The organism is Corynebacterium tuberculostearicum, from assembly GCF_022347385.1.
Lineage (GTDB): Bacteria > Actinomycetota > Actinomycetes > Mycobacteriales > Mycobacteriaceae > Corynebacterium > Corynebacterium tuberculostearicum_M.
This window is the reverse complement of the sequence record NZ_JAKRDT010000013.1, coordinates 34,854-49,424: the sequence shown is the minus strand read 5'-3', so window position 1 is coordinate 49,424 and position 14,571 is coordinate 34,854. Positions and strand designations below refer to the sequence as shown.

The 14,571-nt window shown below is 62.5% G+C and carries 17 protein-coding genes; 4 read left to right on the top strand and 13 right to left on the bottom strand.

Going from position 1 to position 14,571, the window contains the following annotated elements; genetic code table 11:
* Positions 1 to 45 precede the first annotated feature (45 nt).
* From MHK00_RS08435 to upp, 3 genes are all read right to left on the bottom strand, one after another.
* Positions 46 to 1,236 carry a M20 family metallopeptidase gene (locus MHK00_RS08435; RefSeq protein ID WP_250411309.1) on the bottom strand — a complete coding sequence of 397 codons (1,191 nt, stop codon included), beginning with the start codon at positions 1,234 to 1,236 and terminating at the stop codon, positions 46 to 48.
* Positions 1,237 to 1,329: 93 nt separating this feature from the next.
* Entirely contained in the window at positions 1,330 to 1,704 is a 375-nt protein-coding gene (locus tag MHK00_RS08430; RefSeq protein WP_150851678.1) for a helix-turn-helix domain-containing protein, read from the bottom strand.
* A 47-nt stretch (positions 1,705 to 1,751) separates the two neighbouring features.
* Complete coding sequence (gene upp, locus MHK00_RS08425; protein WP_250411307.1) at positions 1,752 to 2,387, bottom strand: uracil phosphoribosyltransferase; 636 nt, start codon at positions 2,385 to 2,387, stop codon at positions 1,752 to 1,754.
* Positions 2,388 to 2,444: 57 nt separating this feature from the next.
* On the opposite strand from upp, the gene MHK00_RS08420 reads away from it, so the two are divergent.
* Genes MHK00_RS08420 through MHK00_RS08410 form a run of 3 tightly spaced genes read left to right on the top strand, consistent with a single transcriptional unit; the run spans position 2,445 to position 4,958 of the window.
* Positions 2,445 to 2,723 carry a chemotaxis protein gene (locus MHK00_RS08420; RefSeq protein ID WP_250411305.1) on the top strand — a complete coding sequence of 93 codons (279 nt, stop codon included), beginning with the start codon at positions 2,445 to 2,447 and terminating at the stop codon, positions 2,721 to 2,723.
* Positions 2,724 to 3,668, top strand: a complete 945-nt coding sequence (locus MHK00_RS08415; protein ID WP_250411302.1) for a C40 family peptidase — start codon at positions 2,724 to 2,726, stop codon at positions 3,666 to 3,668.
* A gap of 51 nt (positions 3,669 to 3,719) precedes the next feature.
* On the top strand, positions 3,720 to 4,958 hold the full coding sequence (locus MHK00_RS08410) for a SatS C-terminal domain-containing protein (RefSeq protein WP_250411299.1): 1,239 nt from the start codon (positions 3,720 to 3,722) through the stop codon (positions 4,956 to 4,958).
* Between the two features lie 125 nt (positions 4,959 to 5,083).
* Here MHK00_RS08410 and MHK00_RS08405 read toward each other — a convergent pair whose 3' ends face one another.
* Genes MHK00_RS08405 through MHK00_RS08390 form a run of 4 tightly spaced genes read right to left on the bottom strand, consistent with a single transcriptional unit; the run spans position 5,084 to position 7,904 of the window.
* Positions 5,084 to 5,266, bottom strand: a complete 183-nt coding sequence (locus tag MHK00_RS08405; RefSeq protein WP_150851742.1) for a hypothetical protein — start codon at positions 5,264 to 5,266, stop codon at positions 5,084 to 5,086.
* A gap of 26 nt (positions 5,267 to 5,292) precedes the next feature.
* Positions 5,293 to 6,324, bottom strand: a complete 1,032-nt coding sequence (locus MHK00_RS08400) for an alpha/beta hydrolase (protein WP_250411296.1) — start codon at positions 6,322 to 6,324, stop codon at positions 5,293 to 5,295.
* Complete coding sequence (locus tag MHK00_RS08395; protein ID WP_250411294.1) at positions 6,325 to 7,002, bottom strand: type 1 glutamine amidotransferase domain-containing protein; 678 nt, start codon at positions 7,000 to 7,002, stop codon at positions 6,325 to 6,327. It abuts the gene before it with no gap.
* An 11-nt stretch (positions 7,003 to 7,013) separates the two neighbouring features.
* The gene (locus MHK00_RS08390; RefSeq protein WP_436232074.1) at positions 7,014 to 7,904 is read right to left on the bottom strand and encodes an adenosine deaminase; all 891 of its coding nucleotides are present in this window, start codon (positions 7,902 to 7,904) and stop codon (positions 7,014 to 7,016) included.
* 39 nt (positions 7,905 to 7,943) lie between these two features.
* Between MHK00_RS08390 and MHK00_RS08385 the strand changes: the two genes are divergently transcribed.
* Positions 7,944 to 9,137 (top strand): D-alanyl-D-alanine carboxypeptidase family protein, encoded by a 1,194-nt coding sequence (locus MHK00_RS08385; RefSeq protein WP_250411290.1) that lies wholly within the window; start codon positions 7,944 to 7,946, stop codon positions 9,135 to 9,137.
* Here the strand turns inward: MHK00_RS08385 and MHK00_RS08380 are convergent.
* From MHK00_RS08380 to MHK00_RS08355, 6 genes are all read right to left on the bottom strand, one after another.
* On the bottom strand, positions 9,100 to 10,032 hold the full coding sequence (locus tag MHK00_RS08380) for an RDD family protein (protein WP_250411287.1): 933 nt from the start codon (positions 10,030 to 10,032) through the stop codon (positions 9,100 to 9,102). The genes MHK00_RS08385 and MHK00_RS08380 overlap by 38 nt on opposite strands.
* Before the next feature lie 55 nt (positions 10,033 to 10,087).
* A complete protein-coding gene (locus MHK00_RS08375) occupies positions 10,088 to 11,167 on the bottom strand; it encodes a YhjD/YihY/BrkB family envelope integrity protein (protein ID WP_250411284.1) in 1,080 nt (359 codons plus the stop codon).
* 102 nt (positions 11,168 to 11,269) lie between these two features.
* Positions 11,270 to 12,295 carry a tryptophan--tRNA ligase gene (trpS, locus tag MHK00_RS08370; protein ID WP_005322617.1) on the bottom strand — a complete coding sequence of 342 codons (1,026 nt, stop codon included), beginning with the start codon at positions 12,293 to 12,295 and terminating at the stop codon, positions 11,270 to 11,272.
* A gap of 117 nt (positions 12,296 to 12,412) precedes the next feature.
* Positions 12,413 to 12,604, bottom strand: a complete 192-nt coding sequence (locus MHK00_RS08365; RefSeq protein WP_005322618.1) for a hypothetical protein — start codon at positions 12,602 to 12,604, stop codon at positions 12,413 to 12,415.
* 51 nt (positions 12,605 to 12,655) lie between these two features.
* Positions 12,656 to 13,639 (bottom strand): trimeric intracellular cation channel family protein, encoded by a 984-nt coding sequence (locus MHK00_RS08360; RefSeq protein ID WP_250411281.1) that lies wholly within the window; start codon positions 13,637 to 13,639, stop codon positions 12,656 to 12,658.
* Complete coding sequence (locus MHK00_RS08355) at positions 13,639 to 14,556, bottom strand: exodeoxyribonuclease III (protein WP_250411278.1); 918 nt, start codon at positions 14,554 to 14,556, stop codon at positions 13,639 to 13,641. Before MHK00_RS08355 ends, MHK00_RS08360 begins: the two co-directional genes overlap by 1 nt.
* Positions 14,557 to 14,571: the final 15 nt, after the last annotated feature.

Here is a 14,571-nt window from a genome sequence, read left to right as displayed (position 1 = left end):
TTTAAAAGTCGCCTACGAGTTTAACGTGTAGAACCTTTCAGCGCGTTAGTCTGTCTCCGCATTCTCCCCTATGAACTGCTCAACCACGGCGCCAAAGAGTTTGATGCCCACGCCGATGGCCCGCTCGTCGACGATAAGATCGCCCATGTGCAGGTCATGCTGTTCGCCCTCGCCGGACCAGCAGCCAAGCCGTGCCATGGAACCGGGGACCTTTTCTAGGTACCAGGAAAAGTCCTCGCCGCCGGAGGACTGCGGAGCTTGCACGACGGCCTGCGGGTCGATGGATTGGGCGGCGGAGGCAAGCAGGGCGGTGGCGACGTCGTCGTTAAGCACCGGCGGAACGCCGCGGTTGTAGGTCAGCTCATGCTCTACGCCTACCGGAGCGAGGATTTGCTCCACCAGCTCGGTAAAGAGGCTTTGCATATCGCGCCAGATGCCAATATCGGCCGTGCGCATGGTGCCGGTCAGGCTGCCGGTCTCCGGAATGGCGTTCGGGGCGTAGCCGGAATTGACCTGGCCAAAGACCAAAACGGTGCCGGTGCGCGGGTCAACGCGGCGGGAGAGCAGCGCGGGCAGTTCGGTGATTACCTTTCCTAGGGCATACACAACGTCGGCCGACAGGTGCGGCCGAGAGGTATGCCCGCCTGGGCCCTTGATATTGAGCTCCACCACGTCGGTAGCAGATGTGATCGCCCCGGCGCGGATACCGATGCGCCCCACGCGCAGCTTGGGCTCGGCGTGGATGGCAAAGATGGAATGCACTCCCTCCAGCGCGCCCCATTCAATGACATCGGTCGCACCGCCGACCCCCACCTCTTCGGCCGGCTGGAAGATGACGCGAATGCCCAGCGGCAGATCGTGGACCCGCTGAAAATCCGCCAACGCACAGGCCAGGCCGAGCGCCACGGTGGTGTGCACGTCGTGGCCGCAGGCATGCATTTTGCCGGGGACTTCGGAGGTATATTCCAGGCCGGTGACCTCGGTGACCGGTAGGGCGTCGATATCGGCGCGGAAGGCCAGCCGGCCTAGTTCCGTATCGGGGCCAATATCTACCATGAGACCGGTCTGTGGGAAGCGCTGTGGCTCCAGACCATAGTCCTGCAGGATAGAGGCGAGGAAGTTGGTGGTTTCCACCTCTTGGTTCGCGGTTTCCGGGTGGCGGTGGATATGGCGCCGCCACGCGATGACCTCCGCACGGTGGGCATTGAACCACTCGTTGATGAATTCCGAGATCATCCGCGTGCCTTCCCTGTCGTTGAAATACGTCTGGGTGCAAAGTCTACAACTAGACCATGCGGTTCAGTAACTCAGGTGGTGATGCGGGGTGCGCTAGCTCAAGGCGCCATTCCACGTGGCAGCAAACCGACGCCGATCCACATAGCCTTGCGGGAAAGGCGCGACGTCCTCGGCAACGGCCACCGCGGAATCAGTCAAATGCCCTTCCACCACGTCCCCGCCGGCCGGCAGCAGCACCGCCGGTGGGATTTCTAGTGCCAAGGCCAGCTTATATACCGTAGACAGCTGCGGATCGGCCATGGCGTGCACGCCATTTTCGTTGCGCTCCAGATTGGAAATTTGGCTGCGAGAGACCCCAGAAATCTCCGCCAGCGCCTGCTGCGAAATCCCCCGACGCTTTCGCACTCGCCGCAATTGTTGCGAAAATCCGTGGCCGTAGCTCGACCACATTAGATGAATGAAACTCATATTCTCCCCCTGGAAAGTGCGGTCGCCTTTCCAGGGAGAAGATTACCTTAAAGGTCGATATTGCGCGGGCCGTAGAGGCGGTCGCCAGCATCGCCCAAGCCCGGAACGATATAAGCATCCTCGTTGAGCGAAGGATCGATAGCGGCGGTGACTAGGCGCACCGGCAGACCGGATTCAGCCAGCGCATCCACACCCGGCTGCGCCGAAACCATGCAGATGGCGGTGATATCGGTAGCGCCACGATCGGCAAGCAGGCGCAATGCGTGCAGCAGGGAACCACCGGTGGCCAGCATCGGATCCACCACGAACACCGTGCGGCCGGTCAGGTCCTCCGGCAATGCCTCCAGGTACGGCACTGGCTCGTGCGTCTCTTCGTTGCGGGCCATACCGATAAAGCCCACCTGCGCATCCGGAATCATGGACAGGGCCGGGTCCACCATGCCCAGCCCAGCGCGGATGATCGGCACGATGATAGGCGGGTCCTGCAGGCGGGTGCCCTGTGCGGTAGAAACCGGGGTGGCACAGTCGAAGTTCTCCACGGCAAGGTTGCGGGATGCTTCATAGACAAGCATGGCGCCCAAGTCTTTCAGGGCGGCGCGGAACGCGGAGTTATCGCTGCGCGCATCGCGCATGAGGGTAAGGCGGGAGGCGGCAAGCGGGTGGTCTACAACGTGGATGTCCATGACCACCACTTTAAACTTTTTGGGAACCAAATGGGCCATCGGGCAGTCCAATAGGGCATGAGACCTTTCACGATCGATACTGACTATGCCCGCCACCTCGCCCGCGACCTGCACGCCCAGTCCCAAGGGGAGAATCCGCCCCACCCCGTTTTGCCTGAAGATTCCACATTCACCGCTTTCAATGAGGCTGTGCATGCCGCGCTCGATAATGTGGGCGCGCGCATGAGCGTGCTGCGCAACGATATGGGACAGGTTGCCCACTCCGGTTTCCAGATGTCGCGCGAGGCAGAAGACACCGATGCCTCGCTAGGCCAGCACCTTGGGGCGGCGATGTAGATGCTCGATACCGCGCTCAAGCAGATTGCCACCATGCAACCGGCGCAGCTTCCGGAGGTTGAGCTTCCCCGCGTGCCGGATCTCTCCGCCGCCGAGCCTTTGGCCGCTATCGCCCACGGCAATCCCGCTCCCCTACTCGAATCGGCGAAAAATATCGATCTCGATAATGCAACCATCTCTGCCGCGCTCGGACAGGCCCGCACCTTGGTGGCGGGCACCATCCGGGATCTGGTGGGCATCGCCACGCAGCTGGTGCGCCAGGCCCTGCCCACCGCGCTGGGTTTCCTGTCGCTGGATCCGTCGGCGCGTGCCGCCGCTCTGGCTCAGCTTCGCGCGCTTATCTCCCAGCACCTGGGCATGGCCACTGCCCGCGTGCAGCGCTTGATGGGCGATCTCAGCGCGGCTGCTCAGTCCCTGCAGCCGGTAGCGCAGCGGCCGGTGCACTCCGCGCTTGCCGACGCCCCCGCAAGCCCCACCGGTGCCCAGCACTCCACCGCTCTTCCAGAACAATCCGCCGCGGGCGCTGATGCTGGCGCCGACGCCACCGCACACGAGGTATCTTCTCCCCCGCCCGCACCAGAGCCTTCTGCCGAGGGCGGTTCGGCCGCCGGGCAGGCCGCGGTCGCTGCGGCGAAGAGCCAAGTGGGCCAGCCCTACGTATGGGGCGGCACCGGAAACGGTGGCTTTGATTGCTCGGGCCTTACCCAATGGGCGTATTCGCAGGCCGGAGTGAACTTGCCCCGCACGGCGGACCAGCAGACGGTTGGTCAGCAGGTCAGCGCGGATCAATTGCAGCCCGGTGACCTGGTGGTATGGGATGGGCACGTGGCAATGTATTCCGGCAATGGCGAAATCGTGGAGGCCGGCGATCCGGTGCAAACCAACCCGCTGCGCACCACAAATATGGGTATGCAATTCAAAGGCTTTTGGCGGCCCACGGCCTAAGGCCGGTGCGGCCTCGCGCGCTGCTTAGGGCGTTGGGTAGACTAAAACGCCATGAGCACCCGCGCAATTGTACCTGTAAAGCTCTCGCTGACCGAGGGCGATTTTTATACCCTCTGGGCACCCAAGTGGCGCCAACATGGCTCCGAGTGGCAGGCCTTTCTGGGCGATGACGAGGCCGTCCTAGCCTTCAACTCGCCCGCCGAGCTGCTGTGCTTCGTGGAGTCTGACACTAAGCACGATTTGCTGGACCACCCGCAGTGGGACCAGTTTGCCGGCCGCGATGCGGACCGCGTTACCCCGGCGGAGCGCGATGAGTATGACCTCATCGGCATGCCGGAGGCGCTGGCTGGTCGCCCGAGCCACCGGAACGTATCCACGGTGGCCCGCAACCTGGAGATGGCCTCCGCGCTTGCCGACGTCGCCGGCGCAGAGCACACCACCATCTTCTTCGCCTCCCACTCCATCCTGCGCAATGTCTCTCGCGGCGCCGACCACTACTCCGGCGAACAGGGCATGAGCGAGTGGTCCGGCGTGGGCCACGTCATCGCCGGCAACTGGAAGAAGGTCATCGAGGACCTGGATGAGCACGTCCGCGTGGTCTCCAGCGATGACTTTGATGCGGCCAAGGTCTCCGATGCCAAGGAGCGCATCTCTTCTGCTGCTGCCGCCTCCGCTGCAGCGGCCAAGGAAGCCGAGGAAAAGCGCAAGGCCGCCGCCGAGGCCGCTGACCCGTACGATAATTCCCCGTGGGCCGCCGCCGGCATCGATCCCATCAAGATCACCGCGCAGTCCAAGTCCGTCTACACCCTGCGTACCTACCTGGACGGCAAGCCCATCTTCTTGGGCAAGTGGGGCGAGATCTTCACCTTCGATTCCCCGAAGACCCTGGTGCGCTGGATCATGGACAACGATGACCACGACCTAGCCCGCGTATCCACCTGGGAAGAGGTTGTCGCCGCCGCTAATGCCGGCGAGCTAGAAGTTCAGGTCCACCCGGATAACCAGTACTCTTTCAACGGCATCGTGCGCGATATCGAAAAGGGCCCGGAGGCCGTCGATTCCGATCAGATGGCCCGCTGCTACGAGGTATGCGCCGATGCCGCTGACTGGGCCGGCGACGATTCCATTAACTCCTATATGCTGGCTCACCCGCGCCTGCAGGACTACTTGGGCTACATGCTCGGCTCCACCGAGCACGCCGGCTACGTACCGTCCAAGCCATATAACGAGCACGCTGAGTCCTGGAAGGGCTTGGAAGATATGCTCATCAAGCGCTTCTCCAAGTTCTAAACCCGTACCAGGTCGCGCGGCCCCGGCCGCGCGTGGCATCCGCCGCCCCGCGCCTTTGCCCCGCTGCACAGCAGCTGGGCGGAGCGGGGCGGCTTTTGCGTTTAATCGCCCGCTGCTTCTTGCTCCTAGCGTCGGCTCCGGGTCCGGTCGCGCATGTATTTGTCGAAAATCAGCCACACGACAAAGGCGCTGAGGCCAACAATGGATCGGCCCAGGGTTCCTATCCCAAAGACCCCGCCCAGAATCAGGCCGAGCACAATAAGGCTGATGAAAGTTACGACCCACGACACGTGCGTGTTGTATTTCATCGCTCGTCCTCCCTTAGTACGTGACTTTAGAGGTGGCGGCGAAGGTGGTCAATGAGGGCGTCGATAAGCTCGCGCGATTGCGGCGCCTTGGGTTTAATCTGGTCAAAGCCGTGATAGGCGCCGGCCCACACGTCGAGGGTGGTGTCCACGCCGGCTGCGTCGAGGGCTTGGGCAAAGGCCACGGATTCATCGCAGAAAAGGTCGATGCCGCCCACCCCGATCCACGTGGGCGGCAGTCCGGAAAGATCACTGCGCGTGGCCGGCGAAGCATAGGGCGGCAGGTCAACATCCAGGTGGTCATCTCCCAGGTACATGGACCACGCGCCGCGGTTCGGGCCCGCCGTCCAGATGAATTGGCCCACCGCACCGGACTTATCCGTGGTGCGGTGATCCAGCATGGGATAGACCAAGCCGAGCGCGCGGACCGGATGGCCCTCATCAAAGGCCCGCTGAACCAAGCCCGCGGCAAGGCCGCCGCCGGCGCTATCGCCGGCGACCGCGATGCGCGAGGTATCCCCGCCCAGCTTATCGCCGTGTTCTTGCACCCAGCGCAGCGCCGCGTAGCACTCATCATGGTCCGCGGGGAACGGCTCCTGGGTGGATTTGTGGTAGCGCGGGGCCACCACGATGGCACCGAGCTCAGCCGCCATGCGGGCATTTTGCGGGTCATACATGGCCGGGCCACCGATAAGATGGCCGCCGCCGTGCGTCCACACGACCACGGGGCGCGGCCCAGCGGTGGCTGTGCCCTGAGCATTGCCGCGTGGGGTAAGCACACGGGCGCTAAAGGCGTGGCCATCGAAGGAAGCGGAAAACTCCGTAATATCCACCGCGTGCCGCACCGGACGGGAGAAATCGATGCTGGCAAAGAAGCGGCTGGCGCGGGCAAAGGTGGCGTCGGCAAGCAGATGCATTGGCAGGTACAAAATCGGGCTGCGCAGCCCCGGTGCCACCTCGCGCAGGTACGGCCGGCGGCTGAGTGCATACGCCGCCATGCCCGCTGCCCCGACCACACCGGTCAGGGCAGCCCCGGCCTTGAGAACTCGCGAAACGCGCATTTAGAAATCGCGCAGGATACGCTGTGCCAGCGGCTCAGAGGAAGCCGGGTTCTGGCCGGTGTACAGGTTGCGATCCACGATGACGTTCGGGGACATCGGATCGGTCTCCTGGTAATCCGCGCCGAGCTCGCGCAGGCGGGTCTCCAGCGCCCACTTGGCGGCGGCGATGACGTCCTCGCCTTCCTCAGCGTTGCTGAAAGCAGTCATCTTGTAGCCCTTGAACGGCCAGTTCTCGTTATCCACGGCCAGCATCGCCGCTGGGGCGTGGCAGAGCAAGGCAAGCTTGCGGCCGGAATCCATGCGAGCCTGCAGAAGCTTCGCGGAATCCTGGTCATAGGCCAGATCCTCCATCGGACCGTGGCCGCCTGGGTAGAAGATGAGGTCATAGTCTTCCTCATTGACATCGGCCAGGTTCATCGGGTTCTCCAGCGCTACGCCTAACTCTGCCAGGTAGTTTTCCTGCGCCATGCGCACGTTATCGGGCAGTACCTCCAGGCTGTACTCGTCTACGACGGGAGCCTTTGCTCCGGGGGTAGCGAAGTGGATATCCCAGCCTGCGCCTTGGAAGGCGCGGTGCGGTGCAATAAGCTCCTCGGCCCAGTAACCGGTCGGGCGCTTGGTGCCATCGGCCAGGGTCCATTCCTCAGCGGCGGTAACAACAAAAAGTACGGAAGGCATGTAATTCTCCTTTAGTCAGTAGTTTCTTCAGCGGCGTCTGCCAAAGACTCTTCAGTGTCTGGGCCTGCCAGCTCGGGGTCTGAAAGTTCCTCGTATGCTGGCAGGATAACCGTTTCTAGCAGATGCTGCCGTAATTCCTGGTCAGCGAAGGAATTCTCCACCGCTTTGACGGTGAGATCGAAAAATTCCTCCAGCCCATAGCCAAAGGTCTCACTAAGCGCGAGGAACTGCTTGGTCAAGGTGGTCTCGCCCGAGGAAATGGTGCAGGTAAAGCCCAGCTGCTGCAGCAGTGGCAGTGGGTGGTCGGTCAGCTCCTCGGCTTCCTCCAGTGGGGTAAAGACCAGGGGGATATGGCGGTCGCGGATGTAGCCAGAGGCCTTGCCGGGCACGATGCCTTCGATATTCGCAGTGAAGTCATCGATCATATTTACCGGGTGGATAAGGCGATTCACGCCGGCCTGGGCGGCGCGCTCAACTTCCGCGAAGTTCTCCCCCACGTGAATCTGGGTGGGCAGGTAGGCGGCGCGGAAGTCCGCGGCCGCGCTCGCCTGGTCCTGCGGCAGGTTGTAACCCACCACGGGGGCGTCGTCAGGCACTGCTGCCTCAGGGACCGTGCCGGCCAGGACTATGCGGGAGTCGAGGGAAGGAATGCGGGCTGCACCGGCGGCTTCGACGACCGCGGCAGCGTCCAGGCCAATCGCTGCTGGATCCAGGTGCAATTCCGCGTAGACCACGCCGTCTGCGGCCAGGGCCTCGTTGCGCTCACGGATGGTTGCGGTAAGTTCCTCCGGCGTAGCGGCCGCGGAGTTAATGGTCTCAAAGAGGGAGACCTTAGGCAGCTTGGCCACCACGTCGGCGGCAGAGTCCTTGTTTTCAGGGCTAATCAAAGGCGCGTCATGCATGCGTCCCATCGTAGGCACAGGCCTAAGATGTGTCATGTCATGAAAAGAATTATCGCTAGTTCTCTCGTTACCGTCCTGCTCAGCGGCGCACCACTCGCGCTGGCGGAAGAGCCGGAAACTCCGACCACCACGCGTACCGCCGCCCCGGATACCGATAAGTGCCCGCACGCCGAGCGCCCGGAAAAGGCCGCCACCACCTCGGAGCGCCTCGCTCCTGGGCAGGCCTCACCCACCCCGCTGCCGCCGGTGGAGAGCGATGAGGCCTGCGGCACCACCCTGCCCGAAGGGTTCAAGGTGGATAAGGATGTGGTGGCCGCGGCGTGGATGGTCTCCGATATCGACACCGGCGAAATCATCGCAATGAAGGACCCTAACGGCCGCTACCGGCCGGCCTCCATCATCAAGGCGCTGCTGGCGCTGGTGGTTATCGACGAACTGGATCTGCACCAGAAGGTCGAGGTGGGCGAAGAATCAGCACAGATTGATGGCTCGGCGGTAGGCATCGGCCCCGGCGGCACGTACACGGTGGAACAGCTTTTGCAGGGCTTGCTCATGGCCTCTGGCAACGATGCCGCGCACGCCCTGGCACAGGAATTGGGCGGGGACGAGGCCACGCTGCGCAAGGTCAATGAGAAGGCGGCCGAGATCGGCACAAATTCCACTTACGCGGCCAGTTACTCCGGACTCGATGCCCCGGGCATGTCTACCTCGGCCGAGGATATTTCCCGCATTTACCGCGCGGCCTTCCATAACCCGACCTTTGCACGCATTGTCGACACGGAGTCTGTGGATTTTCCCGGCTGGGGTGACTTTGACGGTTACCAACTAGGCAACGATAACGGGCTCTTCCTCAATGATCCGGACGGTATTGGTGGCAAGACGGGCTTTACCGATGACGCGCACCATACCTTCGTCGGCGCGCTCGACCGCCATGGCCGGCGCTTGCAGGCGGTCCTGCTCGATACCACCGTGGAGCACGGCCCGCGCGCGTGGGAACAGGCCCAGAAGCTACTGCACGAGGCCTATAAGGTGCATCCCGGTGATGGTGTAGGGCAGTTGCTTGCCGACGCCGACTCCCCTGCGTCCCCTGCAGCAACGCCGGCGCCCGATACCCAGGCGCAATCAGCGAACTCCTCCTTGGCCGGGGTGCAGGGTTGGCTCGGCTGGGTTATCGCCGGCGCCGTGGCGCTGCTGGCTATTTGCGTGGGTGCCTTTTCACTACTTCGGCGTTAGCCCACTCATCGTGGGTGCCACGGCGGTTATTCTTCTCCGAAATGGTGAAGGTATGCACGCCGGCGCCCACCCAGCTGGCGAACGTACCGGGGCCCGGCACGATATTGACTAGGCGCCACCACTGGCGCTTAGCGGACTGGGTGAGGGTGAGCCGCTCTTTGGTGTCGACATCGCGCACCGTGTATCCCATCAGCAGCTTAGCCGGGCTGGCGCCGAGCCAACACTCGGTACCCAAGGTGTAGAGCAGCAAGATGATGGCGCCGCCAATGAACGTCGAAAGCTGATCCACGCCGCCGGAGAGCAGCGCGCCGCCGAAGCTGCCGCTAATGAGCGAAAAGAAGATGAGGTCCAAAATGGCCATGCCGATGCGCGCATCTTGACCGGCACGCTGGCTAATTTCGGCCGCTGGTTGTTGTACCAACGGCGCGGGAACGGCCGCGTTCGCCGCCGCAGGTGGGAAAGGATTGTGCTGCGGGGCAAAGGGATTGCGCGCATACGGCGACCCATAGGGGCTCGCGGTCTGCGTAAATCGCGGCTCCTGCTGAGCGTGGCGCCCTGGCCCTGCCGCCTGACCGGGCTGGAAGGACTGAGCTTGCTGCTGGGCCTGCTGTGTCCGCGGGTTCCACTGGCCTACCGCGCCCAGCTGTCCGAGGTCTCCCCAGGTGGGGCGCAACCCTGCCTCACACGCTTTATCGTATTCCGCCCGCTTTGCAGCAGAACCCACAACGCTGGCGGCGATGCGCAGCTGCGCGCGCCGCGGATCTTCAATGTCTTGGCCTTGCTGCTCTAGCGATAAATCCTTGGACTCCAGTAAGACTAAGAGTTCCCGCTCGCCATCGCGGCGGTCTAGTCCCCATTCTTCATAAAGATTCGGTGCGATGTCATTGGCGTTCATAATGATTCATCCTAAAGCTAAAGGACCGCTGCGTCCTCACCCCTAAGGGGGAGATTTACTTTCGGCGCAACAAGCTCCATGCGCCCACGGCCGCGGCGCCTACAGCGGCGCCAACGCCGAAGGTCGCACCTGCAGGCGCGCCTTCCTTGACCTCGTTGCGGACGCGAATAACGGCCGGCTCTGGGACCGGCGGGTGAGCGTACTTCAGGGACTCGGCGGTGGTGGCGGTCCACGCGGAGACGTACAGCACCACGCGCCAAATCAGATACATGACCACCATGAGCACGATGACTGGGCCGAAGACCGCGCCGGCAGGGCTGCCGGTAGCAGAGGACATAATGAGCGTGGACAGCTGCTTGAGCAGCTCAAAAGCCACGGCACCAATGGCCGCGCCGATAAGGCCGGACTTCTTCGGCACCTTGGTGCGCGGCAGGATCATAATCAGCCACCACATGACGATGAAGTTCGCCAGAAGGCCCACAGCCAAGCCGACATAGAAAATCACCAAGTCCATGCCCGAGAAGGACTCGATTCCTACGCGCTCAAAGATCTTCTGGGTAAGGCCGGAGGAACCGGCGGCGGTCACGCCAAAGGCGATGAGGAATGCCACGATAAGGCCAATGAGGCCCACCAGGTCAGACAACTTCTTCTTCAAGAAGGAACCGCCCTCGTTGGCATCGATGCCCCACATGGCCGAGATACCGATGCGCAGGTTATTCATCCAGCCTAGGCCGGACCACAGGGTGGTCAAACCACCGATGCCGAACATGGCGCCGCGTTGGTCAATGGCGGTATCCAAGATCTCATTGACCGTATCTCCCATATCGCCATCGATAGAACTGGTGATATGGGATTGCAGATCATTGAGCAGGTCCTCGCGGTTAGCCAAGACGGCGGCGACGGTGGCCACGACCAGCATGGCAAGCGGGAAGATGGAGAGCACCGAATAATAGGTGATGCCGGCGGCAAACTGGTTGCCGCCTTCGGCACCGTAGCGCTCGTTCATGCGCATGAGGTGGTCAACGAATCCGGACTTGGAGCGAATCTTATCTACCGCACCGGGATCGTCGGCATTGGCGCGTTCGATGCCGTAGTGGTCCGTCTTCTTCGAGGAGGATTGCGTGGTGGTAGGCACGTGCTTCCCTTCTTGCTCGCACAGTTTTTATCTCACCTAGAGTAACTGGCAGATGCCCACTTGTCCCTTTGCGGGGTGGGGCACGGGGGAAGCGGCCGCTTACTACTTGCGCAGGCGGGGAAGGAAGCCGACCTTTTCATAAACGGCGTCGACAAGCGGCTGGGCAATCTCTTGTGCCGTCTCCGCGCCCTGCGCCAGGATGCGCTCGAGCTCGCCGCGGTCCGCCATCAACTCGTCATAGCGCGCCTTGAGCGGAGTGGTAAATTCCTGCAGCGCGTCGGCGGTATCGACCTTGAGGTGGCCGTAGCCCTGGCCGGCGTACTTTTCCACCAAGGAATCGATGGATTCACCGGTCAGCGCAGACTGGATAACCAGCAGGTTGGACACACCCGGCTGGTTGTCGCGGTCGAAGGCCACCGAGCCCAAATCATCCGTCACGGCGGACTTGATGCGCTTAGCCGAGGTCTTCGGCGCATCAAGCAGGTTGACCAGGCCCTTCGGGTTGGCGCCGGACTTAGACATCTTGGAGGTCGGCTCCTGCAGGTCATAAATCTTTGCCGCACCCTCCGGGATGAATGGCTCCGGTACCTTGAAGGTCTCGCCGTACTTATTGTTGAAGCGCTCGGCCAGATTGCGGGTCAGCTCCAGGTGCTGGCGCTGATCCTCGCCCACCGGCACATAATCCGGCGAGTAGAGCAAGATATCGGAGGCCATGAGGATCGGGTAGGTAAATAGGCCCACCGAGGTGCGATCCGAGCCCTGCTTGGCGGACTTATCCTTGAACTGGGTCATGCGGGAGGCCTCGCCAAAACCGGTAAGGCACTGCAGTACCCAAGTAAGCTCCGCGTGGGCGGGCACGTGCGACTGCACGAAGAGCGTGGACTTTTCCGGATCAATGCCCAGGGCGATGAGCTGTGCGGCACCTGCGATGGTGCGGTTGCGCAGCTCCTCCGGGTTTTGCTCCACGGTGATCGCGTGCAGGTCAGGGATGAAGTAGAAGGCGTCATAGCCGTCTTGCAGGTCAATCCACTGCTTGAGCGCTCCCAGGTAATTACCCAGGTGATAGGAATCAGCGGTGGGTTGGATACCGGACAGGACGCGGGAAACGGTGGAATTGTCTGCAGTCATGGTGCCTTATCCTACCCCCTAGCCCCGACGCACGGTTCACATCCTTCCCCGGCGCCGTCTGAGCGAGGGATCGAAAAATCCCCTGCCCGATTGGGCAGGGGAAGCGGCGCAAGGATTTTAGAGCTTGCGGGAGGTGGGGCTGACCACGTCCATTAGGATGGCCCAACCGGATACCATCAGCGCGCCGCCCACGCCCATGAGCACGATGGGGCCGAGGAAAGCGAAGGACGGACCAACAACGGTCCACCACCAGATGCTCAGGCCGAGGATTACAGCGCCGAGGACGAAAGAAATAATTGCGCGAGCCATGAACTTTCTCCGTTGCAGATTACTGAATTTTTTGACCTACCCATAGTAGCACTACTGCTTGTGTTTGGGTGCCTTGCGCTTGCCGACGTCCCCCTTATTGAAGCTCCACTGCTGCTCCACGTTTACTCCCCTCGCCCCTGGCGAGTGCCGGCCGCTCGGCCGCGTAATCGACTGCCGCTTCGGCCGGCGCGCGATGCGGTTGCTCGACATATCGCTGTAGTCCGTTCCTTCGGTCGCGGTAGAAAACGCTCGAGACTTGTTCCTGAAGGTGCGGCTCAAGGGTCGGCTAAGCGGCCGGGTCAGCGGGCGCGTGATCGGGCTGGCATAGCGCGTGGCCGCGCCCGCCTTGCGCTTGGCCTTGCGGGCGCCATCGCGCACAATGCGCGCAGACAAACGCAGGCGCGGGTCCATCTGCTGCTCGGCGTCGCGGTATTCGAAGACGGGCAGGCCCTTCTTGAAGTAGATCGCGGCCAAGCGAGCAATAAAGCACACGGAGGCGGTGATAATCGCGGTCGGTTCCTCGGCCAGGCCACTGTGGTACAGCGCCATAAATAGCGCCGCGGCGAGCAGCGAGATAGCGGCGTAGAACTCGCCGGAAAAGACCAACGGGATGCGATCCGAAAGCAGGTCACGCAGCACTCCTCCAAAGACGCCGGAAATCACCGCAGAGACCGAGGCAATAATGAACCCGTGGCCCAGATGGACCGCGATTTGGGTGCCGAGCACCGAAAAGACCGCAAGCCCCAGGGCATCCAAGATGAGGAAGAGGTGGCGGAAGTAGTGCATGAGGAAGGACATGCCCACCGTCACCACGGCCGCCACGATGACGATTACCAAATAGATGGGGTGCTCAACCCAGGTAAAGGGAGGGTCATCGAGGATCATATCGCGCACCGTGCCGCCGCCCAGCGCCGTCATGGAGGCAATCATGGTGACGCCAAAAAGATCGAGCTTTTGGCGGCCGGCGGACAAGGCGGCGGTCATGGACTCGGCCGTAATACCAACTACATACAGGACGCTAAATAGTGGCGTCATCAGCGGTACTCCACCAGCAGTGGGGAATGGTCGGACCAGCGCTGCTCCACGGTAGGAGCCTTATCCACCCAGGTGCGCTGCGCGCGCTCTAGCATCGGGCGGGTGGCCGCCTGGTAATCGATGCGCCACCCGGCGTTGTTATTAAACGCCTGGCCGCGGTAGGTCCACCAGGTATAAGGACCGTCTTCGTCCGGATGCAGGCGACGGGCGACGTCGAACCACTGCGGTTCTGCGGCCGGGGACCACGGCTCGCCGCCTACGTACTCGACAACGCCCTGCCACTGCCCCAGGTTCTTCTTTTCCTGCGGCTCAGCATCCGGGAACGCGCCAAAGACGTGATCCATGAAGGCGCGTTCTTCCGGCAGGTGGCCGGCCTTCTTTTCGTTGGCCTTATTATTTTTCAGGTCCTGGGCGCGGTGGCAGATATTCCAGTCGCCGCCGATGACCATGTCGGCGGGGCTGCCATCGGAGTTCGTCCGCGCGGCGTTCTCCGCTAGCACCTCCTGGAACTCATCCAAGAAGCGGTACTTTTCATCCAACTTCGGCGAACCGGTATCGCCGGAAGGCAAGTACAAGGAGGCGACGCGAATATCGCGGGTGGTAGCCGCAATCCAGCGGCCGGCGTCGCTAAAGGAGCCGAAGCCCACTTCGACGTCGGCAAGCGGGGTGCGAGACAGGATACCCACGCCGGCGCGGCCCTTTGCGGCGGCGTCGGCAAGAGCTAAGTGCCAGCCCGCCTCTAAAGCTGGGGCCAGGGCCTTTTCGGCCTGCTCCGGGGTTGCGCGCACCTCCTGCATGAGCACGATATCGGCCGGAGTCTCCTCTAGCCAGGCGTTCATTCCGGGGTTATTTTCGTTGCGCTGCTTGCACGCAGCGCGGATTCCGTTGACATTAACGCTCGCGATGGTAAGGGTCATGCCAACAGCATATCG

Bases quoted from the DNA above. Each gene is read 5' to 3' on its own strand.
- MHK00_RS08435 (WP_250411309.1), bottom strand. From the start codon at position 1,236: ATGATCTCGGAATTCATCAACGAGTGGTTCAATGCCCACCGTGCGGAG.
- MHK00_RS08430 (WP_150851678.1), bottom strand. From the start codon at position 1,704: ATGAGTTTCATTCATCTAATGTGGTCGAGCTACGGCCACGGATTTTCG.
- upp (WP_250411307.1), bottom strand. From the start codon at position 2,387: ATGGACATCCACGTTGTAGACCACCCGCTTGCCGCCTCCCGCCTTACC.
- MHK00_RS08420 (WP_250411305.1), top strand. From the start codon at position 2,445: ATGAGACCTTTCACGATCGATACTGACTATGCCCGCCACCTCGCCCGC.
- MHK00_RS08415 (WP_250411302.1), top strand. From the start codon at position 2,724: ATGCTCGATACCGCGCTCAAGCAGATTGCCACCATGCAACCGGCGCAG.
- MHK00_RS08410 (WP_250411299.1), top strand. From the start codon at position 3,720: ATGAGCACCCGCGCAATTGTACCTGTAAAGCTCTCGCTGACCGAGGGC.
- MHK00_RS08405 (WP_150851742.1), bottom strand. From the start codon at position 5,266: ATGAAATACAACACGCACGTGTCGTGGGTCGTAACTTTCATCAGCCTT.
- MHK00_RS08400 (WP_250411296.1), bottom strand. From the start codon at position 6,324: ATGCGCGTTTCGCGAGTTCTCAAGGCCGGGGCTGCCCTGACCGGTGTG.
- MHK00_RS08395 (WP_250411294.1), bottom strand. From the start codon at position 7,002: ATGCCTTCCGTACTTTTTGTTGTTACCGCCGCTGAGGAATGGACCCTG.
- MHK00_RS08390 (WP_436232074.1), bottom strand. From the start codon at position 7,904: ATGCATGACGCGCCTTTGATTAGCCCTGAAAACAAGGACTCTGCCGCC.
- MHK00_RS08385 (WP_250411290.1), top strand. From the start codon at position 7,944: ATGAAAAGAATTATCGCTAGTTCTCTCGTTACCGTCCTGCTCAGCGGC.
- MHK00_RS08380 (WP_250411287.1), bottom strand. From the start codon at position 10,032: ATGAACGCCAATGACATCGCACCGAATCTTTATGAAGAATGGGGACTA.
- trpS (WP_005322617.1), bottom strand. From the start codon at position 12,295: ATGACTGCAGACAATTCCACCGTTTCCCGCGTCCTGTCCGGTATCCAA.
- MHK00_RS08365 (WP_005322618.1), bottom strand. From the start codon at position 12,604: ATGGCTCGCGCAATTATTTCTTTCGTCCTCGGCGCTGTAATCCTCGGC.
- MHK00_RS08360 (WP_250411281.1), bottom strand. From the start codon at position 13,639: ATGACGCCACTATTTAGCGTCCTGTATGTAGTTGGTATTACGGCCGAG.
- MHK00_RS08355 (WP_250411278.1), bottom strand. From the start codon at position 14,556: ATGACCCTTACCATCGCGAGCGTTAATGTCAACGGAATCCGCGCTGCG.